This is a genomic window from Shewanella sp., assembly GCF_047975355.1.
Taxonomy (GTDB): Bacteria; Pseudomonadota; Gammaproteobacteria; order Enterobacterales; family Shewanellaceae; genus Shewanella.
In genome coordinates, this window is record NZ_JBKEDJ010000092.1 from 12,612 (window position 1) to 30,606 (window position 17,995).

Below are 17,995 nucleotides of genomic sequence, written 5' to 3' on the forward strand. Positions count from 1 at the left end.
ACTTCATTAGGGACCCAAATATGCTTCGTTTAGCCTTGATCTGCATCGGGATGATGTTATGTCCGACTTTTACTCCACAGACCTTAGCACAGGACTACCAAAAACCTTCCCCTGCATTGCTGCAAACCATTAACCACAGTACCAGCCTCACGACCCAGCTTTCAAACGATCACCAATGGCTGGCATTGCTCAGCCCTATTTCAGCTCCCAGTATTACCATGCTGGCCATGCCTGAGCAGAAACTCGCAGGGTTACGTATCGCAGCAGAGCAATATTTACCCAGCCGAATTACCCAACGCTACCACCAACTCAGGTTAATTAATATTCAAAACAATCAGCAGCGAAACATTAGTTTGCCCGGTGGCCATGATATTACTGAGCTGCAGTTTTCCCCCGATAGCCGCTATCTATCCTATGTGAGCCTCACGCCAGAAGGGGGTTACTTGTATGTTTACGACATTGCTCAAAGTCAGCATAGGCGCCTGTCTGACAACAGATTAAATGGCACGATTGGCCTTGACTATCAATGGGCTAACAATAGCAGCCTGCTTGCTCGCTTTGTGATAGCATCAAATGCCAAAACAACTATGGCACCAGCCGTTTACGCACCTAAAACCAAGGAAACATCAGGTAAACAAAGTCCACAACGCACTTATCAAGACTTACTAAAAACCGCTGTGGATAAACAACGCTTTAGCCAACTGACCACCAGTCAATTGGCCCTAGTGGATTTAGATGGCAAGCTGACAAACATCGCCACACCGAGCATTATTAAGGCATTCTCGGTGTCGCCCGATGGTCAGTATATCCTCACGAGTCAGCTCACCACGCCCTTCTCTACTCAAGTTAAGTATTATGACTTTCCAACCTTAACAGAGATCTACAACCTCAACGGCCAACTGATTACTCAGTTACACCAGAGCCAAAGTGGTGAATCTAAGCCACAAGGAAGAGACTCAGTTTTGCCCGGCCCGCGTATGTATCATTGGGTTCAAGGGCAAGGAGCAATCTTAGCGTTTACCGAAGCCTTAGATCAGGGCGATATCCAACAAGATGCGCCGCTACGGGATAGCCTATGGCTGCTCGATGCGCCCTTTACCCAAAAAGCCAAACTGATCGCCAAAACCCCGTGGCGGATCATCGATATCGACTGGGCGGAAAATAACATCGCCTTAGTGACCCAGCGCAACAGCAAAGCACAGCTACTGCGACTCAGCAGCCTAGACGCACACCTTGGGGAAAGTTTGCTACATACCTTGAACGAGCGCAATCTGCGCGATAAATATCAAGAGCTTGGTTCATTCCCAAGACTATATTCTCAAGGTAAAGGGCAAGTGGTTCGCCTGCAACAAGCGCAAACCACAGGGCTACTCCACTACGGCCAAGGTGCGTCGCCACAAGGGGATAAGCCTTTCTTAAAGCACACTTCATTACTAACGGGCGAATCGTCACTATTATGGCGGTCCGCAACCCACCAATTAGAATCTGTGCGCTATGTGCTTAATCTTGAGCCATTACAATTAATTATTAACCGTGAAAGCGCAACGGAACCACCGAGTCTCGTCTTAATCAATGGCACGAAGGAAAGCCTGCTCTACGAACAAACCGATGGACTGAGTGCGTATAGGGGCATGCAAAAGCAACTTGTCACCTATAAAAGAGCCGATGGCGTGCCATTGTCGGGAACACTCTACTTACCCGCCAATTACACTAAGGCGCAAGGTACCTTACCTGTGTTGATGTGGGCTTATCCGCGGGAATTTAACGATCCCGATGTCGCAAGCCAAATTAGCTTTAGCGCCAATCAATATGCCACCATCAACCCTAGAGGCCCAATCCCCTTAGTCGCCGAAGGCTTTGCGGTGTTTGATAAAGTCTCTATGCCTATCATCGCCCAAGGGGATAAAGAGCCCAATGATAGCTTTCGCGAACAACTCGTTGCGAACGCCCAAGCAGCTGTCGATACTTTGGTCGATTTAGGCATTGCCGATCGCAAACAAATCGCCGTGGGTGGTCATTCCTACGGGGCCTTTATGGTCGCGAATTTGCTCGCTCATACGGATCTATTTTATGCGGGTATCGCCCGTAGCGGTGCTTACAACCGCAGCCTAACTCCCTTTGGCTTTCAAAATGAGGAGCGTTATTACTGGCAAGCTAATGATATATACCAACAAATGTCGCCATTTAATTATGCCGATAAAATCAAATATCCTTTACTGCTGATTCACGGTGAGATGGATCAAAACTCAGGCACTTTCCCGCTGCAATCAGAACGACTATTCGATGCTATGCAAGGGCTTGGCGGTAAAGCAAGGTTAGTTGTCCTGCCCTTTGAAGGACACAGTTATGCGGCTAAGGAATCCCTAGAACACTTGCTCTGGGAACAAAGCCAGTTTTTAAAGGCAAATCTGCCAATCCACTAATCTGCAAACCAATGCGCATGTTAATTGCTTAGCATTCCACAAGAACCCATATCAGGCCATTGGCGGCGTAACAAGCTACCAATGGCCTAACAACTTACTGCAATCACCTATTCCAAGACCCTGTGTTAATTGGGCATTCTGAGGAATGGTTTCCTTTAACTTAAACACTCAATCCGTGCCTCTCACTTTGTTTTTTCATTCCTCCCGTGTGCTAACGGCCTTAGATAACTGACTAGCTTCAAGTGCTAAAAACGCTACTTTGCTTATTTTAAGAGCTTGCGAACCGAGTAAACACTAAGGGCTAACATCATTCTTGCCAGCCCTTATTTAAGGACTAGGCACACCTGAAGACTCTAACCAAGGCGTTGGTATCATCAGACCCCTCTTGGTTAAACCTTGCTATTAGCAATAAAAAAACCGCATGCAGGGAGCCACATGCGGTTGAGCAAACTTAAGTGATTAGTATCAATTCAGTGATATTAGAACTTAAGCTCTGCACCTAGGTAGGCATAGCGTCCCACACCACCGCCATAGGCGCTGCTGTAGTTACCATTACCCGTTTCGACTAAATCCCCCGTATCGGCCACCCAAGGACCCTGATTGTCGAAAATATTGCGCACACCACCGTATAAACGTAATTCAGCCTGGCTCACGTCCATGGTGTAAGACACCGACAAATCGTGGGTGATATACGAGCTGTAGAATAGGAATGCGGGCGTTTCCGGATTGGCCACAGCAGAGGCATCACCAGCGTCGAGTTTGGCTTGGTTTTCCGCTTTCAGCACGTTCCACTCTTCGACTCTCTCGTGGCTATCGACCATGGCACTCTTATACTTCGCGCTCCAACGCACACGCCAATCATCGTTACTCCAGGTCAATGAAATTGTGCCTCTGTCCTCAAAAATTCCGCTGGAAAGCTCACCAACGTAATCGTTTTCCAATAGGCCATCAGCACCGTAGTAGCTTATGCTGTATTCCAACACATGGGTCCAATTAGTGTTTAAGCTGAGCTCACCGTAACCATCTAACTGCCACTCATAGGCCATGGCGATATCAACACCGCGAGTGACGATGTCATTCAGGTTTTGCTCCTGTTGAATAACCTGAGTGATTTGCCCTTCTGTATCACGGCTGATGACCTGGCAGGACTCATTGTTGGCGCCGTAAGGATTACTCGAATTGTAACATTCGGCCAGAATTTCCTCGTTGCTTAATGAACCAATAGCATCGGCGACTTTAATATCGTAATAATCGACTGCCAGATTTAAGCCTTCGAGGAAGGCTGGCGCCATGGTAAAGCCTAAGGTATAGGTATCTGCGGTTTCCTCGGTGAGGTTTTCGTTACCGGCGTTAGGCGAATATTTAGAACCGCCCTCATCCTCAAAGACTCCGTTAGACGCAATTGCAGCTGCAATACCAGGATCCTGGCGGCAACTATCATGCCCAGCCCCAGTTGAGGTTGCTGTTACCCCATCACAAATATCACGAATACTGTCGTAATCACCTCGGGGTGGAGAGATCAGTTCTGTAATATTCGGCGCACGCTGTGAGCGAGAGTAGTTAGCACGTAGGGCATAGTTGGCAATAGGTTCCCACAAGATACCCGCGCGATAGCTCGACATTAAGTCGATGTTTTTCTGGCTGTAATCCGCAAGACGCAATGACAAGTCCAGGTCGAGCCTATTTGCAAAAGCCTCATCCCTTAACAAAGGAAGATTCGCTTCACCAAAGGTTTCCCATACGGTTATATCCCCTTCGAATGGCGGCACGTCGTTAAAGGTAATCGCATCACCACGCATCGCTTTATCGGTATCGACGGCTTGAGTATCACGGCGATATTCAACCCCGAAGGCAGATTGCACGCCACCAGCGGGTAATTCAAACAATTCACCGGAGATAAATCCTAGGGCATTGAATTGAGTAATATCAGTGTTGATATAGGGATTGGCGCGGATATAGTCTGCCCCTTCCTTGCTGATTGAGCCTTCACCAAAGATATTCACCGGGACGCAGCCCTCGGCTCTGGCCTCTTCACTGGCGCATTGGATAGTAGTGCCATCGGCAGCATATTCGGCATCGAGGGCATATTTTAGACGACGAATACTGATCTCATTGCTACGGCGTTGACGCTGTTCAAACTTACCGTAACCCAAGGAGGCATCCCAGGTCCAAGTCTCAAATAAGTTACCTTGTAATCCTGCCCATGTACGCAGAGTTGTGCGCTCGTTATCGCTCTCAACTGGCCCTACTTCTTGGAAACGGCGATCCCAAGTAATGCTCTTTCCAGCCGTTGCGGCAATTTCAGCTGGGACGTAAGGATTATTTGGCGAAATACTCCCCGCGGCAATGGATCCGGGCAAGCCTGTCGCAGGATCGATATAAAGCTCGTCATCGTTATAGTCTTGGCCTTCGGCATCGGTACGACGAAACGCAGTATTACGGCTAAATTGTACTTGCACATTGGCACGCACATCGTCGCTGAGGTCATAGTTCATTTTAACCGCTGCGGCTAAGGTATCCTCAGGGACTTTTAATAAACCAGTGGTGTAACCGTTATAACCGTCACGCTCTTCTTTAAAGTCGGTCTTAAGCTCTGTGCCATCGTACCACCAAGAATTGGACTTAAATCGACCGCCGACGATGTCATTGCTGCGCTCACGCCAATCATCTCGGGTAATATCGCGCATACACTGATCGCCATCGACCGTGTTCATGGCATTACACATTTGCTTTTCATCGTAGGCAAAGCTTGATTCATACAGGGCTCTCTCCCTGTCGGTGGCAAATAAGCCATCTTGTTTATCATAGGTGGCACTAGCGAAAATATAGCCTTTATCGCCATTAAAATCAGCACCATAGCCCATATCCACCGTTGTTTCACGACCACCACCTTCGGTGGTTTCGCCGCCACGGGCGTTAATCTCAAAGCCCGTCTTATTCTGCTGGGTGATAATGTTGACCACCCCGGCAATCGCATCCGAACCATAGACGGCCGACGCACCACCAGTGATGATTTCAACCTTATCGACCATAGCCGCAGGAATAGTGCTTAAACTGACATAGTTACCACTGTAACTGTTTGATACCACGCGGCGACCATCGATCAAGGTCAAGGTACGGTCAGTACCTAAGTTGCGTAAATCAATGGTTGAAAGACCGGTATTTTGCACACTCGATTGACTGTTTGTGCTGCTAACCCCTTCTGCCAACGCTGGAATTTGGTCAACTAAAATATCCGCCAATGAGCCGATACCGCTATCGGCGATGTCTTTCGCATCTAAGCCCTGCAGCGGAGTGCTAAGGGAAAAGCTGTCACGTTTAATACGCGATCCTGTGACTGTAACTTTTTCTATCGCTTCTTGCTTATCCGCGACCTCGACTTCAATTCGATTGGCGCTCTCATTTACCGCATTCACTTCAATCGGATCGGCAGCCCATGCTACCGAAGGAGCAATACCAAACATTGAAGCTTGAATTGCCAAGGTCAATAATTTCTTCTTCATCCTTCCCACCTTCACTTTAGACATCGCAAACCATTTTTGTTGTTATTCGGCTCTGTTACTTGAATTAATCCAAATGCCTTAGTTAGCGATTTTTCATCAAGGACTTTGGTTCAACCATGGTTAGCAACACGGCAAACACATAATTAACATTTAAGCAACCAAACCCTTTTACTTTGCCGAGTAAAGAGCAGCAACGAAATACCCCTCGTTTATTTCCCCGTTTTATATCTATTAAATATCTATTCTTTTATTTTCATATAATTAAAATCATCAAAGGAGAATAATTCGACGGCTAAACACACAAGAAACTAAGGCAAAAAAATCCCTAAATCGACAGATTGCCACCCATTCAACCGAGGTAAATAACAAACAAAAGTGGCCAATCCCCCCAAAATATGCGGCTCATTGACACAATAAGTGATGATCAAAAATGCACAATATAAAAACCCATCTATGCTTGATCACAGTTGTGTCATGCAAACTAGCTAAAGTGATTGTTAACTAAGCAGTAAATACACAACTCCCTAGTTGTGATGGTCAACATAGGTCAGAACAATCAGGGGGCGTAACACTTCAATTAAGGGAATGGTTATTTATCTAGCTCAACTTAACCAGCAAGGTAAACAAGGATTTATGCAATAAGCACTAAGCGCGTATCGGCATAAATCGACAGAATAGGAAATCAATAAATGAATATGTCACAAAAAATGACGGCAGAATTTTTGGGCACTCTGTGGCTGGTTCTCGGCGGTTGCGGCAGTGCTGTACTTGCAGCAGCTTTTCCAGAGGTAGGTATTGGCCTACTAGGGGTGTCACTTGCCTTTGGTTTAACGGTTCTGACCATGGCTTTTGCAATTGGTCATATCTCAGGTTGCCACTTAAACCCTGCGGTATCCTTTGGGCTCTGGGCTGGCGGACGTTTTCCTGCATCGGAATTACTGCCTTATATCATTGCCCAAGTCGCTGGCGGCATTGTCGGCGCGGGCGTGTTGTACGCTATAGCTTCGGGGCAAGAAGGCTTTAGTTTAGCGGCAGGCTTTGCCTCTAACGGCTTTGGCGAACATTCGCCCGGCGGTTACAGCATGATGTCGGTGTTGATCTGCGAAATCGTAATGACCTTATTCTTCTTATTAGTGATTTTAGGGGCGACCGACGAGCGGGCACCTCAAGGCTTTGCGCCGATTGCGATTGGTCTGTGTTTAACCCTTATTCACTTGATCAGTATTCCCGTGTCAAACACCTCAGTAAATCCAGCACGCAGCACAGGCCCCGCGCTATTTGTTGGCGATTGGGCCGTATCGCAATTGTGGATTTTCTGGGTTGCCCCCATTGTTGGCGCAATTCTAGCGGGTGTTATTTACCGTTACTTCAACGCTGCCAAGTAATTCCCCTACGTTAACAGCGCCCTCGTGGCGCTGTTGTGCTTTTTCAAACCCCGCTCTAATGTTACCATCTTGCCAACTGGTGAGTTTGAGGTGCCTACGTTTATACATGAGTGGCACAACAGGCTTCGCCCTATTCACGCATAAGAGATATTTTCATGAGCAAGACTGTTAAAACCTTTGCAGAAGCCGCTGGCATGACTCCAGAAGGTCGTTACGACTACCTCGTTGAACAAGTTAAACAACACAAAGTGTTATGGACGCTACAAGACCAAGATGGTTGCGTCATGCTGACCACTGAAGATGAAGATTGCATCCCAATGTGGCCAACCGAAGAAGCAGCCGAATCTTGGGCGGTCGATGACTGGAGCGAATGCCAAACCTTAGCGATTCCCTATGATGAATGGCACGAAAGATGGGTTCCAGGTATGGAAGACGACGATCTGTTTGTGGCCGTATTCCCAGTACAGGATGACTTAGGTGTGGTGATCCCCCCCTACGAATTAGACCAACGTTTAGTCACTAAACAGAGCCACTAATCCACAAGGGCAACAACAATGTCGCTGAGCGAGCAAGAATCCTCTTTGGCTACGCCCCCCTTGGCCCAAGCCCGTTTACCTAAACGCTTAATTGCCTTGTTGTTACTCTATGTAGCAGCATCGATAAGCGGCTTAATCGCCAAACAAGGGGTACTTTTCTGCCTGTTAACCCTGTTGATGGTGCTCGGGATTGTTGGTCGCCAAAAGGCCGGGCTGATTATGCTAAGGGGTTACACCCTAGTGCAATTGGCACTGGTGAGCATGCTGCCAGTGATCCTTTATGATCCTGATAACCTAGTGGCCGGGCCAACCACAGTGCATCTAGGTGAGTGGCAAGAAAAGCTCCCCGATTACGTGATTTTCATCGTGTTGATCGTCTTATCTTTATTGCAGGTTTGGGTCGCATTCGATAAGAAAGTGAAGGCTTGGTTTAAACCAAAACTTAATCTGAATATTATGAATTAAGCCCAATGCAACGCGGTCAAGTGCGACCATTGCCGATAACTTGCATTCCAATAGAAAGACTAACAAAAAAGCCGTCATATTGACGGCTTTTTTATCTTCTATATCAGCTTATTAGATTCGTAGAACAAACTTATACAGAGAAACTTGCGCCACAACCACAGGTAGTTGTCGCATTTGGGTTCTTCACAAAGAAACGCGAACCTTCGAGGCCAGAAGTGTAATCCACTTCACCGCCAACGAGGTATTGTAAGCTCATTGGATCGACGACCAATTGGACGCCTTGCTTCTCAACGGTGAAGTCGCCTTCGTTGACCTTTTCATCAAAGGTAAAGCCGTACTGAAATCCAGAACAACCACCACCCGTCACGTACACACGTAGCTTAAGTGCAGGATTTTGCTCTTCTTCCAACAAGCCTTTTACCTTAGCGGCTGCCGCATCGGTAAATTTGATAGGCATTGCTGCGTCAGCTTGATCAGTCATTACTACCTCTTACATCAGTTTTCTGGGGCGAATTATCCGTTACCTGACTATTTTGTTCAAGTATTACCCGCGGTTCTTTTTCACCCTGTAATAGCTCAGGGACACTATAGACATGTTCTGTCTGCGAATTTTTGGTCCAACGGCTCGAAGGCACGACAACTTTGACTTTGACCTGCACAACATTAAACCCTGCAGGCACTGTGACTTTAGTATCTATGACCTGAAAATAACGAAAATCAAATTCGAGCTTAGAACCCGTGAGTTTGTTCACACTTAACTCGACAGATTTACCGTCTTGCACGCCGATAAGGGTGATTTCGGTACGGCCTTGAATTGCTTGCTTACGCTTTTGCAGCTGAGTCAAAATCAGTTTGAAATTAAACTCATCCGCCAAGGCGCCTGGCGTCATCTCTAAGCCATGGATGGCCACCCCTTCGGCATTGTCATCCGGCGACATGATACTGCGATAAAAGGCTAATTCGTGCTCTAGCTCTTTTTGCTTCTTCATCTGCTGTGCAAACATATCTTGCATCTGCGCATTGGCTTCACGCTCGACAGATAACTCTAAATTGCGGGTTGCAAGCTGCTGGGTTTGTTCTTCAAGTTCCGCGGTGACACGCTGCAATTTACCGCCGCCAATATGCTTCACAACGGGTTCGTCACTATTGAGCACAATAAAGCTCACCCAAGCGCCTAAAAGAAATGCCACTAAGACTAACGACAATAAATACTTGGTCGATGGACGATACTTAAAATCCATGACTTGCAGCCGATCTAGCCAACGATGATAATTTGGCATTAGGTAACAGCCCCTTATATAAAATACAATCAACTCAAGAACGAGTTCGATACAATACAACTCAGGCCAATGCAGTGCAATTAACGATAAATAAAGCCGCGATTCAAGACGCCATCACCACAGCGAAAAAGTATTTAGCTAACGAGCTGCGTGATCATTTATCCCAAGCCAAGATCAGTGCGCAGCTGTGCTTACTGGCCTTGCTCTTCGCCATCTTCGCCTCCTGCGTGATCCTGTTGTTTCGACTCTTGCTCCTGTGGGCGAACCATTACACCCAAATCGAGACGCTGGATTTTACGGGTAACATAGCCGACTGGCGAGCCCTGTTGCCACTTTTTGGCGCCTTGATGATCTGGATTGTGGCCAAACTCGGCTCCAAGCGCTACAAGCGCATGGGGATTGCCTATGTATTACATAGAGTTAAATTGCACTATGGCAAAATTCCGTTGCAATCAGCGGCTGGGCAATTTTTTCAGGCGCTGTTTGCCTTAGGCACTAATTTCTCGGTAGGGCGCGAAGGCCCTGCCATTCACCTTGGCGCCGTGAGTGCCAGTGTATTGGCCGAAAAATTTAATCTTCCCGATAATAGCGTGCGGATTATGTGCGCCAGTGGCATTGCAGCAGGGATTGCGGCCACCTTTAACGCCCCGCTAGCGGCAGTAATATTTGTACTCGAAGTGATAGTGCGCGAGTACAAGGTGCATTACTTCTTCCCGATTATGCTGTCCGCGATTTGTGGCGCAGTTTCCAGCCAGCTGGTTTTTGGTAATGTGCATGAGTTTGACCGTATTCAGGTGATCCATATTCCATTGGATCACTATCCCATTTTAGCCTTGGGTGGCATTGCACTGGGCTGCGCCGCCGCCTTCTTCAACTACGCGCTCCTTAAAGTCACCGCCACGGGGCAAAACTGGCCACTGATTTATCGGCTATTACTGGCGGGCAGTATCACTACGCTGATTGGCTTAATCTTGCCCCAAGCCCTCGGCACGGGGGATTTAGCGATCAGTGAAGCGATTAGCGAGCACCCTAGTTTATTGTTGTTAATTGCCCTGCTTGCGGCCAAGATTATCGCCACCATTGCAGCAATTGGTCTTGGGATCCCGGGCGGCTTGATTGGTCCACTCTACGGCATTGGCGCCTTGATCGGTGCCATCTTAGCTTTAGTTAGCGCCATTCTATTCCCTTCGATTGCGCCTTACGTTGGCCTCTATACGGTTATCGGCATGACAGCGATGATGGGCGTTTGCCTCAGTGCGCCGCTCGCCGCCTTAGTCGCGCTGCTTGAGATGACCAACGATGCCAGTATCATTCTGCCAGCAATGTTTGTAACCATTCCCGCCTTCTTGATTGCCTATCAAGGGTTTAAAACCAACTCCATCTTCTTCAAGCAGTTAGAAATTATGGGTTTAGGCTATAAAGTCGCCCCGGTGAATCTGGCGCTACAGAAAAAAGGCGTGCGCGCCCTGATGGATAAGCGATTTGTTATCGTCAACAACAACGACGAGCTGCTGCTCGAAGTGTTAAAGCGCGCCGAAGGTCGCCCAGTGTTAGTGCGTAACGCTGATGGGGTGATCGAAATGCTCAGCCTCGAGATGCAATCCTACGATGACAACATCACCCTCTCGCGCCATCCGATGCAGGGCCTGAGTGACACTAAAACCCTCGATGAAGTGTATAACTTGTTGTCGCCCAAACGCAGCGGTGAGGTATTTATCTATCAAGACACACCAGACAATGTGGTGGGGGTGGTCAGTTGGTCGAACCTACAGCAGGAAATTCGCTCGGGCCAAGTCTAAGTTCTGCGAAGATGGGCTTAGATTCACAAAATCCTGTATTAGCTGCTTAAAAAATCCATGGGAGGGCGCGGCGACTATTTCGCTGCCCCTGTGCATCTGTTACAATCGCGCCTCAGCCACCCTACATATACACCAGGGCACAAAGCGCAACCTTGCACTTTAACGCCCCCTAGCAATTGGAAAACAGGCTGATGAACCAGTTCGAAGGATCTCATATCCTCTCCGTAAACCAGTTAGATCTTGATTCAATCCAAACTATTTTTAATGTTGCCAATCGTATGATGCCCTATGCACTTCGAGAGAAGCGCACTAAGGTGCTCGAAGGCGCCATTTTAGGTAACCTGTTTTTCGAGCCTAGTACCCGTACCCGCGTAAGTTTTGGCTGTGCCTTTAACTTACTCGGCGGCCATGTGCGTGAAACCACAGGCATGGCCTCTTCGTCCTTATCTAAGGGCGAGTCACTGTACGATACCGCGCGTGTACTCTCGACCTATTCCGATGTGATTGCGATGCGCCACCCCGACTCTTATTCGGTGAAAGAGTTTGCTGAAGGTAGCCGCGTGCCTGTAATCAACGGTGGCGATGGTTCGAACGAGCACCCGACCCAAGCTCTGCTCGATTTGTTCACCATTCAAAAAGAGTTAGGCCATGCTGGCCGCGGTATCGATGGCATGCATATCGCCATGGTCGGCGACTTAAAATTTGGTCGTACCGTGCATTCCCTGTCGCGCCTACTGTGCATGTATAAGAACATCAGCTTCACACTGATTTCGCCAACTGAATTAGCAATGCCTGACTATGTGATCTCCGACATTGAAAATGCTGGCCATAGCATCAAAATAACAGACCAGCTTGAAGGCCACTTAGATAAAGCCGACATTCTTTATCTGACCCGCATTCAAGAAGAGCGCTTCCCATCTCAGGAAGAAGCGAACAAATACCGCGGTAAATTCCGTTTGAATCGCAGTATTTATACCCAACATTGCAAATCTAACACTGTGATCATGCACCCACTGCCACGGGATTCGCGTGCGCAAGCTAATGAGTTAGATAATGATTTGAACAGCCATCCTAATCTCGCTATCTTCAGACAGGCGGACAATGGACTGCTAATTCGTATGGCACTGTTTGCATTGACACTCGGGGTTGACTCGCAACTCGAAAAATATGAGTGTCCCGTTAATTGGTATTCACGTAAAGCCGATCGCTAATCGGCTACTTACTTTAAGGACTTAACATGACCCGTTCCGAAGCGCTATTTGAACAGGCTAAAAAAACCATCCCCGGCGGTGTTAACTCTCCGGTTCGTGCATTTAACGGTGTAGGTGGTTCGCCGCTGTTTATTGAAAAAGCCGATGGCGCTTATATTTACGATGCCGATGGCAAAGCTTATATCGACTATGTTGGCTCTTGGGGCCCGATGATCCTCGGCCACAACCATCCAAAGATCCGTGAAGCAGTGTTAGCTGCGGTACACAATGGTCTGTCTTTTGGTGCACCTACCGAGCTTGAAGTACAAATGGCTGAGAAAGTGATCGCCATGGTGCCTTCTATCGAACAAGTACGTATGGTGAGCTCAGGCACTGAAGCCACCATGAGTGCAATTCGTTTAGCACGCGGTTTTACCAATCGTGACAAGATCTTAAAGTTTGAAGGTTGCTACCATGGCCACGCAGACTGTCTGCTAGTTAAGGCTGGTTCCGGAGCTCTAACTTTAGGTCAACCAAGCTCTCCAGGTATCCCTGAAGACTTCGCTAAGCACACCTTAACCGCTGTGTATAACGATCTCGATTCTGTTCGTACGCTGTTCGAGCAATATCCGACTGAGATTTCATGTATCATCATCGAGCCTGTCGCTGGCAACATGAACTGCATTCCACCAATTCCAGGCTTCCTCGAAGGTCTGCGCACTATGTGTGATGAGTTCGGTGCACTGCTCATCATCGACGAAGTGATGACAGGTTTCCGCGTTTCTAAGAGCGGTGCTCAAGGCCACTATGGCGTTAATCCTGACTTAACCACGCTAGGTAAAGTGATCGGTGGCGGTATGCCAGTAGGTGCATTTGGTGGCCGTAAAGAAGTGATGCAGTTTATCGCTCCTACTGGTCCTGTGTACCAAGCTGGTACACTGTCAGGTAATCCCATTGCGATGTCAGCAGGTCTGGCGCAAATGGAAGCCCTGTGTGAAGAAGGTCTCTACGAAGCGCTGAGCGCGAAAACCAAACGTATCGCCGAAGGCTTTAAAGCGGCAGCTGACAAACATGGCATCCCAATGGCAATCAACTATGTGGGTGGCATGTTCGGCTTCTTCTTTACCGAGCAAGAGCTGATCACGCGCTTCGACCAAGTGACTAAGTGTAATATCGAGCACTTCCGCACTTTCTATCACGGCATGTTAGATGAAGGTGTTTACTTAGCACCGAGTGCCTATGAAGCTGGCTTCCTGTCGATGGCCCATGGCGAAGAAGAATTGCGCCTCACGCTGGAAGCAGCAGATCGCGTATTAGGTCGCATGAAAGCGGCAATGTAAGCGATAGCCGAAAACACTAAGGGACGCATTAGCGTCCCTTTTTTATTATCTAGCTTTTGAGCTGCTCAATGTTGGAGCCTTACTCCATCAATAGCTATCAGATTGTTTCGAACCTAAGGCAGACTTAAATATAACTGCCGCAACTAAGGCCTGTAAGGTCAAGGTGATATGATCAATCATCAGGCTAGGGTTGTGTAATATTCCTAACGAGATCAGCTGTTTGCCACTATATGTCAACCACACTAAAGAGCCTAACAACAGGAGACTCCGGATCACAAATGTCATTTTGCATTACCCTTAAGATACAACATCCAGTGTCTTAACAACTAAAGAGGCACAAGATACAGCTCACTTTTCGCTCAGTCAATATTTTGACCTGGTCATTTTTGTGACACAGCTAATGAATCCCGCACTCTGCACAGTAAACAGCACAAAATCCGATCCTTCGGCCGATTGACTGCATTTTCGTACAATATTTACTTCATAAAGAAAAATTAATTGCGGGATCGATAAAATAACTGCTTAGACTTTAATCGTAGATCTTACTTTACAGTCCTTTGGCAATAACGAGCAAACAAGATAAAAAACCACGCATTAAAAACAAAATAGTGTTTAACGCTAAAATCAGGTCACTTTCACTGAGACCAATATCACAAAATGATGCAAAACCGAGTTGCAGCTAACAGTTGCGTTATTCACCCCATTATGTTCTGATCCGCACGCATTAACACGGCAAGCTTAATTTAGCCTTGATAATGCCACTCAATAGCTCGCCTTTGGCTTGCCACGACATTAAAACAGCAGTTGGAATTGCAGTTATGTTATATACCTTTCTGATCATACTGGCGGTGCTCGCATTGCTCAGTATTATTTTCGAAGAAGTCACCCACCTTAATAAAGCAAAAACCACCTTATTCTTTGGCTGTATTTCCTGGGTAGCACTGTTTATGGCTGCCGGAGACGCCAACCATGAGAAACTGATTGCCCATCAACTCAATGAAAACTTGCTCGAGATTGCCACCCTGTGGCTGTTTTTGATGTCGACAATGACCTTTGTGGCCTATCTTAACGCCAAAGGTATGATCCAAATAATGGTGCAGAAGCTGTTCCCGCAGAAGGTTTCGGTGCGTTTGTTAATGATCCAAGTGGCCTTATTCGCGCTTATTCTCTCGGCTTTCTGTGATAACGTCACCGCGACCTTAGTATCTTTAGGCTTGTTAACGACCTTTAAACTCGAAAAACAAATGCGCCGTAGAATGGCGGTGTTGATTATTTTCGCCGTGAACTCTGGCGGTGTCGCCCTGATCACCGGTGACGTCACCACCCTGATGATCTTCTTAGGTGGCCACGTACACATCTCCGAACTGTTAATGCTGTTTATCCCATCTGCCGTGAGTGTGATTTTACTGGCGACCCTATTCTCGCTAAAAGCCGAAGGCGTGGTGTCCACTACCCCGATTAAGCACAGCTATCAAACCGTGGATCTGCTGATTGCCTTAGTGTTCTTCTGCACCATTCTGATGACCATGCTGCTGAATATCTTATTCGGCATTCCACCGGTACTGACCTTCTTAACTGGTCTGTCGATTATGTTTCTTATCGGTCACACCACCCGCAGTGATAAAGAAGAAATCAAGATCCTTGAATATATTCGCCAAGTAGAATACGACACCCTGTTGTTCTTCTTAGGGATTTTACTGCTGGTGGGTATGCTTAAAGAAATCGGCACCCTAGATATGCTGACCGAAGCCTACAGCCAGTTTAATCCAAACATCTCTAACTTCGTCACTGGTATAGGGTCGGCCCTTATCGATAACGTTCCATTGACTGCCGCGTTGCTTAAAGCAGAACCAGTCCTTAACACCCCTGAATGGTTAGGCTTAACCTACAGTGTGGGCGTCGGTGGTTCATTGTTAGTGATTGGTTCAGCTGCGGGTATCGTCGCCATGAGCAAAGTGAAAGAACTGACTTTCGTCAGCTACCTCAAATACGTCCCAGCCCTGTTCCTGTGTTACAGCGTTGGTTATGCTCTGACTTTATTCCTAGCTTACAACTTCTTCGCTTAATCCTTAGCGATAGACAATATTTTAAAGATAAGAAAGGCGCCCATCGGCGCCTTTTTTTGCTTGTAACTGAATAGCTTAAATCGCCGGTACTCTAAACTGCGTGCCTTGGATTTCGAGCACTACATCCCGAGGGCGGATCGAAATAATCTTTAATTTGCCCCCTATCTTATCGCCTTCCTGCAACTCGGCGCCGTCGACATTCAACCAACGCTGACTCGCATCTGTCGAATAAACGTGGGCAACGATATTGAACTCAGGTACTTGGAGCTGCAATCCTGCCGGAAGCTGCCCATATTTAGGAATATCGTCGTTTTCGACTTTAGGAATGGGATCAAGCTTGGGTTCAGTCACAGGGGTCTTAGCCGCTTTGACATATTCCACATCCTTGAGCGCATCCTGAAAATTCGCGACTAACTCATCCTCTTTACGACTTTGCGTCGTTTCTAAGCCCACATCTGCCGCCGCGGCATTCACTTGCTCACGCAGAGCCTCGAGTGTCGCTAAGCCCTGACGATTGGCATTCGCACCTAACATAATAGGCTCTGACTCGGCCGTCTCCTGTGGAGCGAGCTGCTCGTCAGAGGATTGCTGCGCGCGGCTGGTTTCATCTAAATCGGCAGACGTCGCAAGATAGTCATCGTAGCTAGGATCCGCACTCGCAGAAGCGGATGCCGTGGCCGCCGGAGTCGAACTCATGTTGGGGTTCTGATAAGACTGCACGTTTGCAGGCGCCTCATTTAATACCTGCTCCCTCGGCAATGCCACTTTACCCGCTAATCGAAATCCTGACGTTTCTGCTGAAGTTTGTTCTGATACACCTGTTTGCAACGCAGCGCTAGTAACTGCACCTGCTGAGGCGCGAGATGGCTGCACAGTTGAGGCTGTCTGTGGCGTGTATTCAGCCTTTCTATCAGCCATGCTTGGATTGATAGTGTTAGGCGCCGCATTTACTATCGACATCGCATTTTGCTGTTGCCAATTCGCCACGCCCCACGCCACCCCCACCCCAAGCGCCACCGCGACGGCGAGTAAGGATAATTTTGCCACAGGGAATGCAGATTTACGCGCCGTAGGATAACTTGCCCTCGGCGTTAATACCGCATCGGGTAAGGGGGAAGTTTGTTGCTGCTTATTACGGGTTACCGCATCGAGTAAAATGGACATTAACTCTGCGCTCCATTATCGGTTAGGCGCGGTCCCTGATCACTTAAATACAAATTCAGTCTCACTAAGGTTTGATTGCCAGCAATACCGTCGGCCTTCAAACCATGTTGGCTTTGGAAAGCTTTGAGATCGTTCTCTAATTTCAGATCGAATTGAGATACCCGACGTGAAGGTCGGTTAGCAACATGGGCAAGGGCGTTTTCAAGCCATTGTAATTGCCCTGGACTCGACTTCTGGCTGATTTCCAGCATCGGTAAATTGGGTGCTTGCCAAAGAATTTCGAAGGTGCCGCTAAAATGTTGATTGAACCAAGCCCTATCGACCCAAAGCTGCTGCTCGCCCAACTGCATTAATAGTTGGTCACCATCAACCGCAATCACAGCGCCATAAAAATCTTGTTGGTTATCATCCACTAAATACACCACCGCAGGATAATTAAGCCGTGTGAGCGACATCCAATTGCCCTGCTGTTGATAGCAGGAAAGTCCTTGCTCCAGCGCGGACTGGCACGCCGTTAAGCCCTTAAATGGCACCTTACCCCACACATTAAAGAGACCCGCAAAGGCGGTATCGATACTGCGACTTTGTTTGATGGCCTCCTGTAACACCCGCAAACTCAGATCCGGTGTAACAGTCGTTTGAGGCTGATTGACAATGGGGGCGGTATTATTCGCAACAGCATCACTCGGCTTGACGGTATTTTCTGGGGGCGGTGTTTGAGTTGCTTGACTCGCTTGTACCACTGGCACAGTTGCCACATTAGCAACCGCTGGACTCTCGGTAAATAACCAATAGGACACGCCGAAAGCCACAACCAATGCCGCCGCAATAGTGCTCGGCCACA

At 47.8% G+C, this 17,995-nt stretch carries 13 protein-coding genes; 8 read left to right on the forward strand and 5 right to left on the reverse strand.

Features of this window, described 5'->3' with window-relative positions; translation table 11 throughout:
* The first annotated feature begins 20 nt into the window (after window positions 1–20).
* Entirely contained in the window at window positions 21–2,423 is a 2,403-nt protein-coding gene (locus tag ACK5NH_RS19610) for a S9 family peptidase (RefSeq protein WP_416922787.1), read from the forward strand.
* 479 nt (window positions 2,424–2,902) lie between these two features.
* Here the strand turns inward: ACK5NH_RS19610 and ACK5NH_RS19615 are convergent, their stop codons facing one another.
* A complete protein-coding gene (locus tag ACK5NH_RS19615; RefSeq protein ID WP_416922789.1) occupies window positions 2,903–5,926 on the reverse strand; it encodes a TonB-dependent receptor domain-containing protein in 3,024 nt (1,007 codons plus the stop codon).
* Between the two features lie 689 nt (window positions 5,927–6,615).
* Here ACK5NH_RS19615 and aqpZ point away from each other — a divergent pair.
* The 3 genes from aqpZ to ACK5NH_RS19630 all read left to right on the forward strand — a co-directional run bounded on the left by aqpZ (window position 6,616) and on the right by ACK5NH_RS19630 (window position 8,312).
* Window positions 6,616–7,311, forward strand: coding sequence for an aquaporin Z (aqpZ, locus tag ACK5NH_RS19620; protein WP_416922791.1), 696 nt, complete (start codon window positions 6,616–6,618; stop codon window positions 7,309–7,311).
* Between the two features lie 155 nt (window positions 7,312–7,466).
* A complete protein-coding gene (locus ACK5NH_RS19625) occupies window positions 7,467–7,847 on the forward strand; it encodes a DUF2750 domain-containing protein (RefSeq protein WP_011626909.1) in 381 nt (126 codons plus the stop codon).
* 18 nt (window positions 7,848–7,865) lie between these two features.
* Window positions 7,866–8,312 (forward strand): hypothetical protein, encoded by a 447-nt coding sequence (locus ACK5NH_RS19630; protein WP_416922793.1) that lies wholly within the window; start codon window positions 7,866–7,868, stop codon window positions 8,310–8,312.
* Between the two features lie 130 nt (window positions 8,313–8,442).
* On the opposite strand, the gene erpA is transcribed toward ACK5NH_RS19630, so the two are convergent.
* Together erpA and ACK5NH_RS19640 are read right to left on the reverse strand one after the other, a co-directional pair.
* Window positions 8,443–8,793 carry an iron-sulfur cluster insertion protein ErpA gene (erpA, locus tag ACK5NH_RS19635; protein WP_011623639.1) on the reverse strand — a complete coding sequence of 117 codons (351 nt, stop codon included), beginning with the start codon at window positions 8,791–8,793 and terminating at the stop codon, window positions 8,443–8,445.
* Entirely contained in the window at window positions 8,786–9,592 is an 807-nt protein-coding gene (locus ACK5NH_RS19640) for a DUF6776 family protein (RefSeq protein WP_416922795.1), read from the reverse strand. Before ACK5NH_RS19640 ends, erpA begins: the two co-directional genes overlap by 8 nt.
* A 74-nt stretch (window positions 9,593–9,666) precedes the next feature.
* On the opposite strand from ACK5NH_RS19640, the gene ACK5NH_RS19645 reads away from it, so the two are divergent.
* The 4 genes from ACK5NH_RS19645 (at window position 9,667) to nhaD (ending at window position 15,987) form a co-directional block, all read left to right on the forward strand.
* A complete protein-coding gene (locus ACK5NH_RS19645; protein ID WP_416922797.1) occupies window positions 9,667–11,391 on the forward strand; it encodes a chloride channel protein in 1,725 nt (574 codons plus the stop codon).
* Between the two features lie 191 nt (window positions 11,392–11,582).
* Window positions 11,583–12,602, forward strand: a complete 1,020-nt coding sequence (locus tag ACK5NH_RS19650; protein ID WP_133178679.1) for an aspartate carbamoyltransferase — start codon at window positions 11,583–11,585, stop codon at window positions 12,600–12,602.
* 26 nt (window positions 12,603–12,628) lie between these two features.
* Complete coding sequence (hemL, locus tag ACK5NH_RS19655; protein ID WP_416922799.1) at window positions 12,629–13,921, forward strand: glutamate-1-semialdehyde 2,1-aminomutase; 1,293 nt, start codon at window positions 12,629–12,631, stop codon at window positions 13,919–13,921.
* A gap of 818 nt (window positions 13,922–14,739) precedes the next feature.
* Window positions 14,740–15,987 carry a sodium:proton antiporter NhaD gene (gene nhaD / locus ACK5NH_RS19660; RefSeq protein WP_416922801.1) on the forward strand — a complete coding sequence of 416 codons (1,248 nt, stop codon included), beginning with the start codon at window positions 14,740–14,742 and terminating at the stop codon, window positions 15,985–15,987.
* 75 nt (window positions 15,988–16,062) lie between these two features.
* On the opposite strand, the gene ACK5NH_RS19665 is transcribed toward nhaD, so the two are convergent.
* Both ACK5NH_RS19665 and ACK5NH_RS19670 read right to left on the reverse strand, forming a co-directional pair.
* Window positions 16,063–17,151: a general secretion pathway protein GspB gene (locus ACK5NH_RS19665; RefSeq protein ID WP_416922803.1), complete on the reverse strand. Its 1,089-nt coding sequence runs from the start codon at window positions 17,149–17,151 to the stop codon at window positions 16,063–16,065.
* On the reverse strand, window positions 17,151–17,995 hold an 845-nt coding region (locus ACK5NH_RS19670), incomplete at its 5' end, for a peptidoglycan-binding domain-containing protein (protein WP_416922805.1). The genes ACK5NH_RS19665 and ACK5NH_RS19670, both read right to left, overlap by 1 nt.

Coding starts and splice junctions, on each gene's coding strand:
- ACK5NH_RS19610 (WP_416922787.1), top strand. CDS start 21: ATGCTTCGTTTAGCCTTGATCTGCATCGGGATGATGTTATGTCCGACT.
- ACK5NH_RS19615 (WP_416922789.1), bottom strand. CDS start 5,926: ATGAAGAAGAAATTATTGACCTTGGCAATTCAAGCTTCAATGTTTGGT.
- aqpZ (WP_416922791.1), top strand. CDS start 6,616: ATGAATATGTCACAAAAAATGACGGCAGAATTTTTGGGCACTCTGTGG.
- ACK5NH_RS19625 (WP_011626909.1), top strand. CDS start 7,467: ATGAGCAAGACTGTTAAAACCTTTGCAGAAGCCGCTGGCATGACTCCA.
- ACK5NH_RS19630 (WP_416922793.1), top strand. CDS start 7,866: ATGTCGCTGAGCGAGCAAGAATCCTCTTTGGCTACGCCCCCCTTGGCC.
- erpA (WP_011623639.1), bottom strand. CDS start 8,793: ATGACTGATCAAGCTGACGCAGCAATGCCTATCAAATTTACCGATGCG.
- ACK5NH_RS19640 (WP_416922795.1), bottom strand. CDS start 9,592: ATGCCAAATTATCATCGTTGGCTAGATCGGCTGCAAGTCATGGATTTT.
- ACK5NH_RS19650 (WP_133178679.1), top strand. CDS start 11,583: ATGAACCAGTTCGAAGGATCTCATATCCTCTCCGTAAACCAGTTAGAT.
- hemL (WP_416922799.1), top strand. CDS start 12,629: ATGACCCGTTCCGAAGCGCTATTTGAACAGGCTAAAAAAACCATCCCC.
- nhaD (WP_416922801.1), top strand. CDS start 14,740: ATGTTATATACCTTTCTGATCATACTGGCGGTGCTCGCATTGCTCAGT.
- ACK5NH_RS19665 (WP_416922803.1), bottom strand. CDS start 17,151: ATGTCCATTTTACTCGATGCGGTAACCCGTAATAAGCAGCAACAAACT.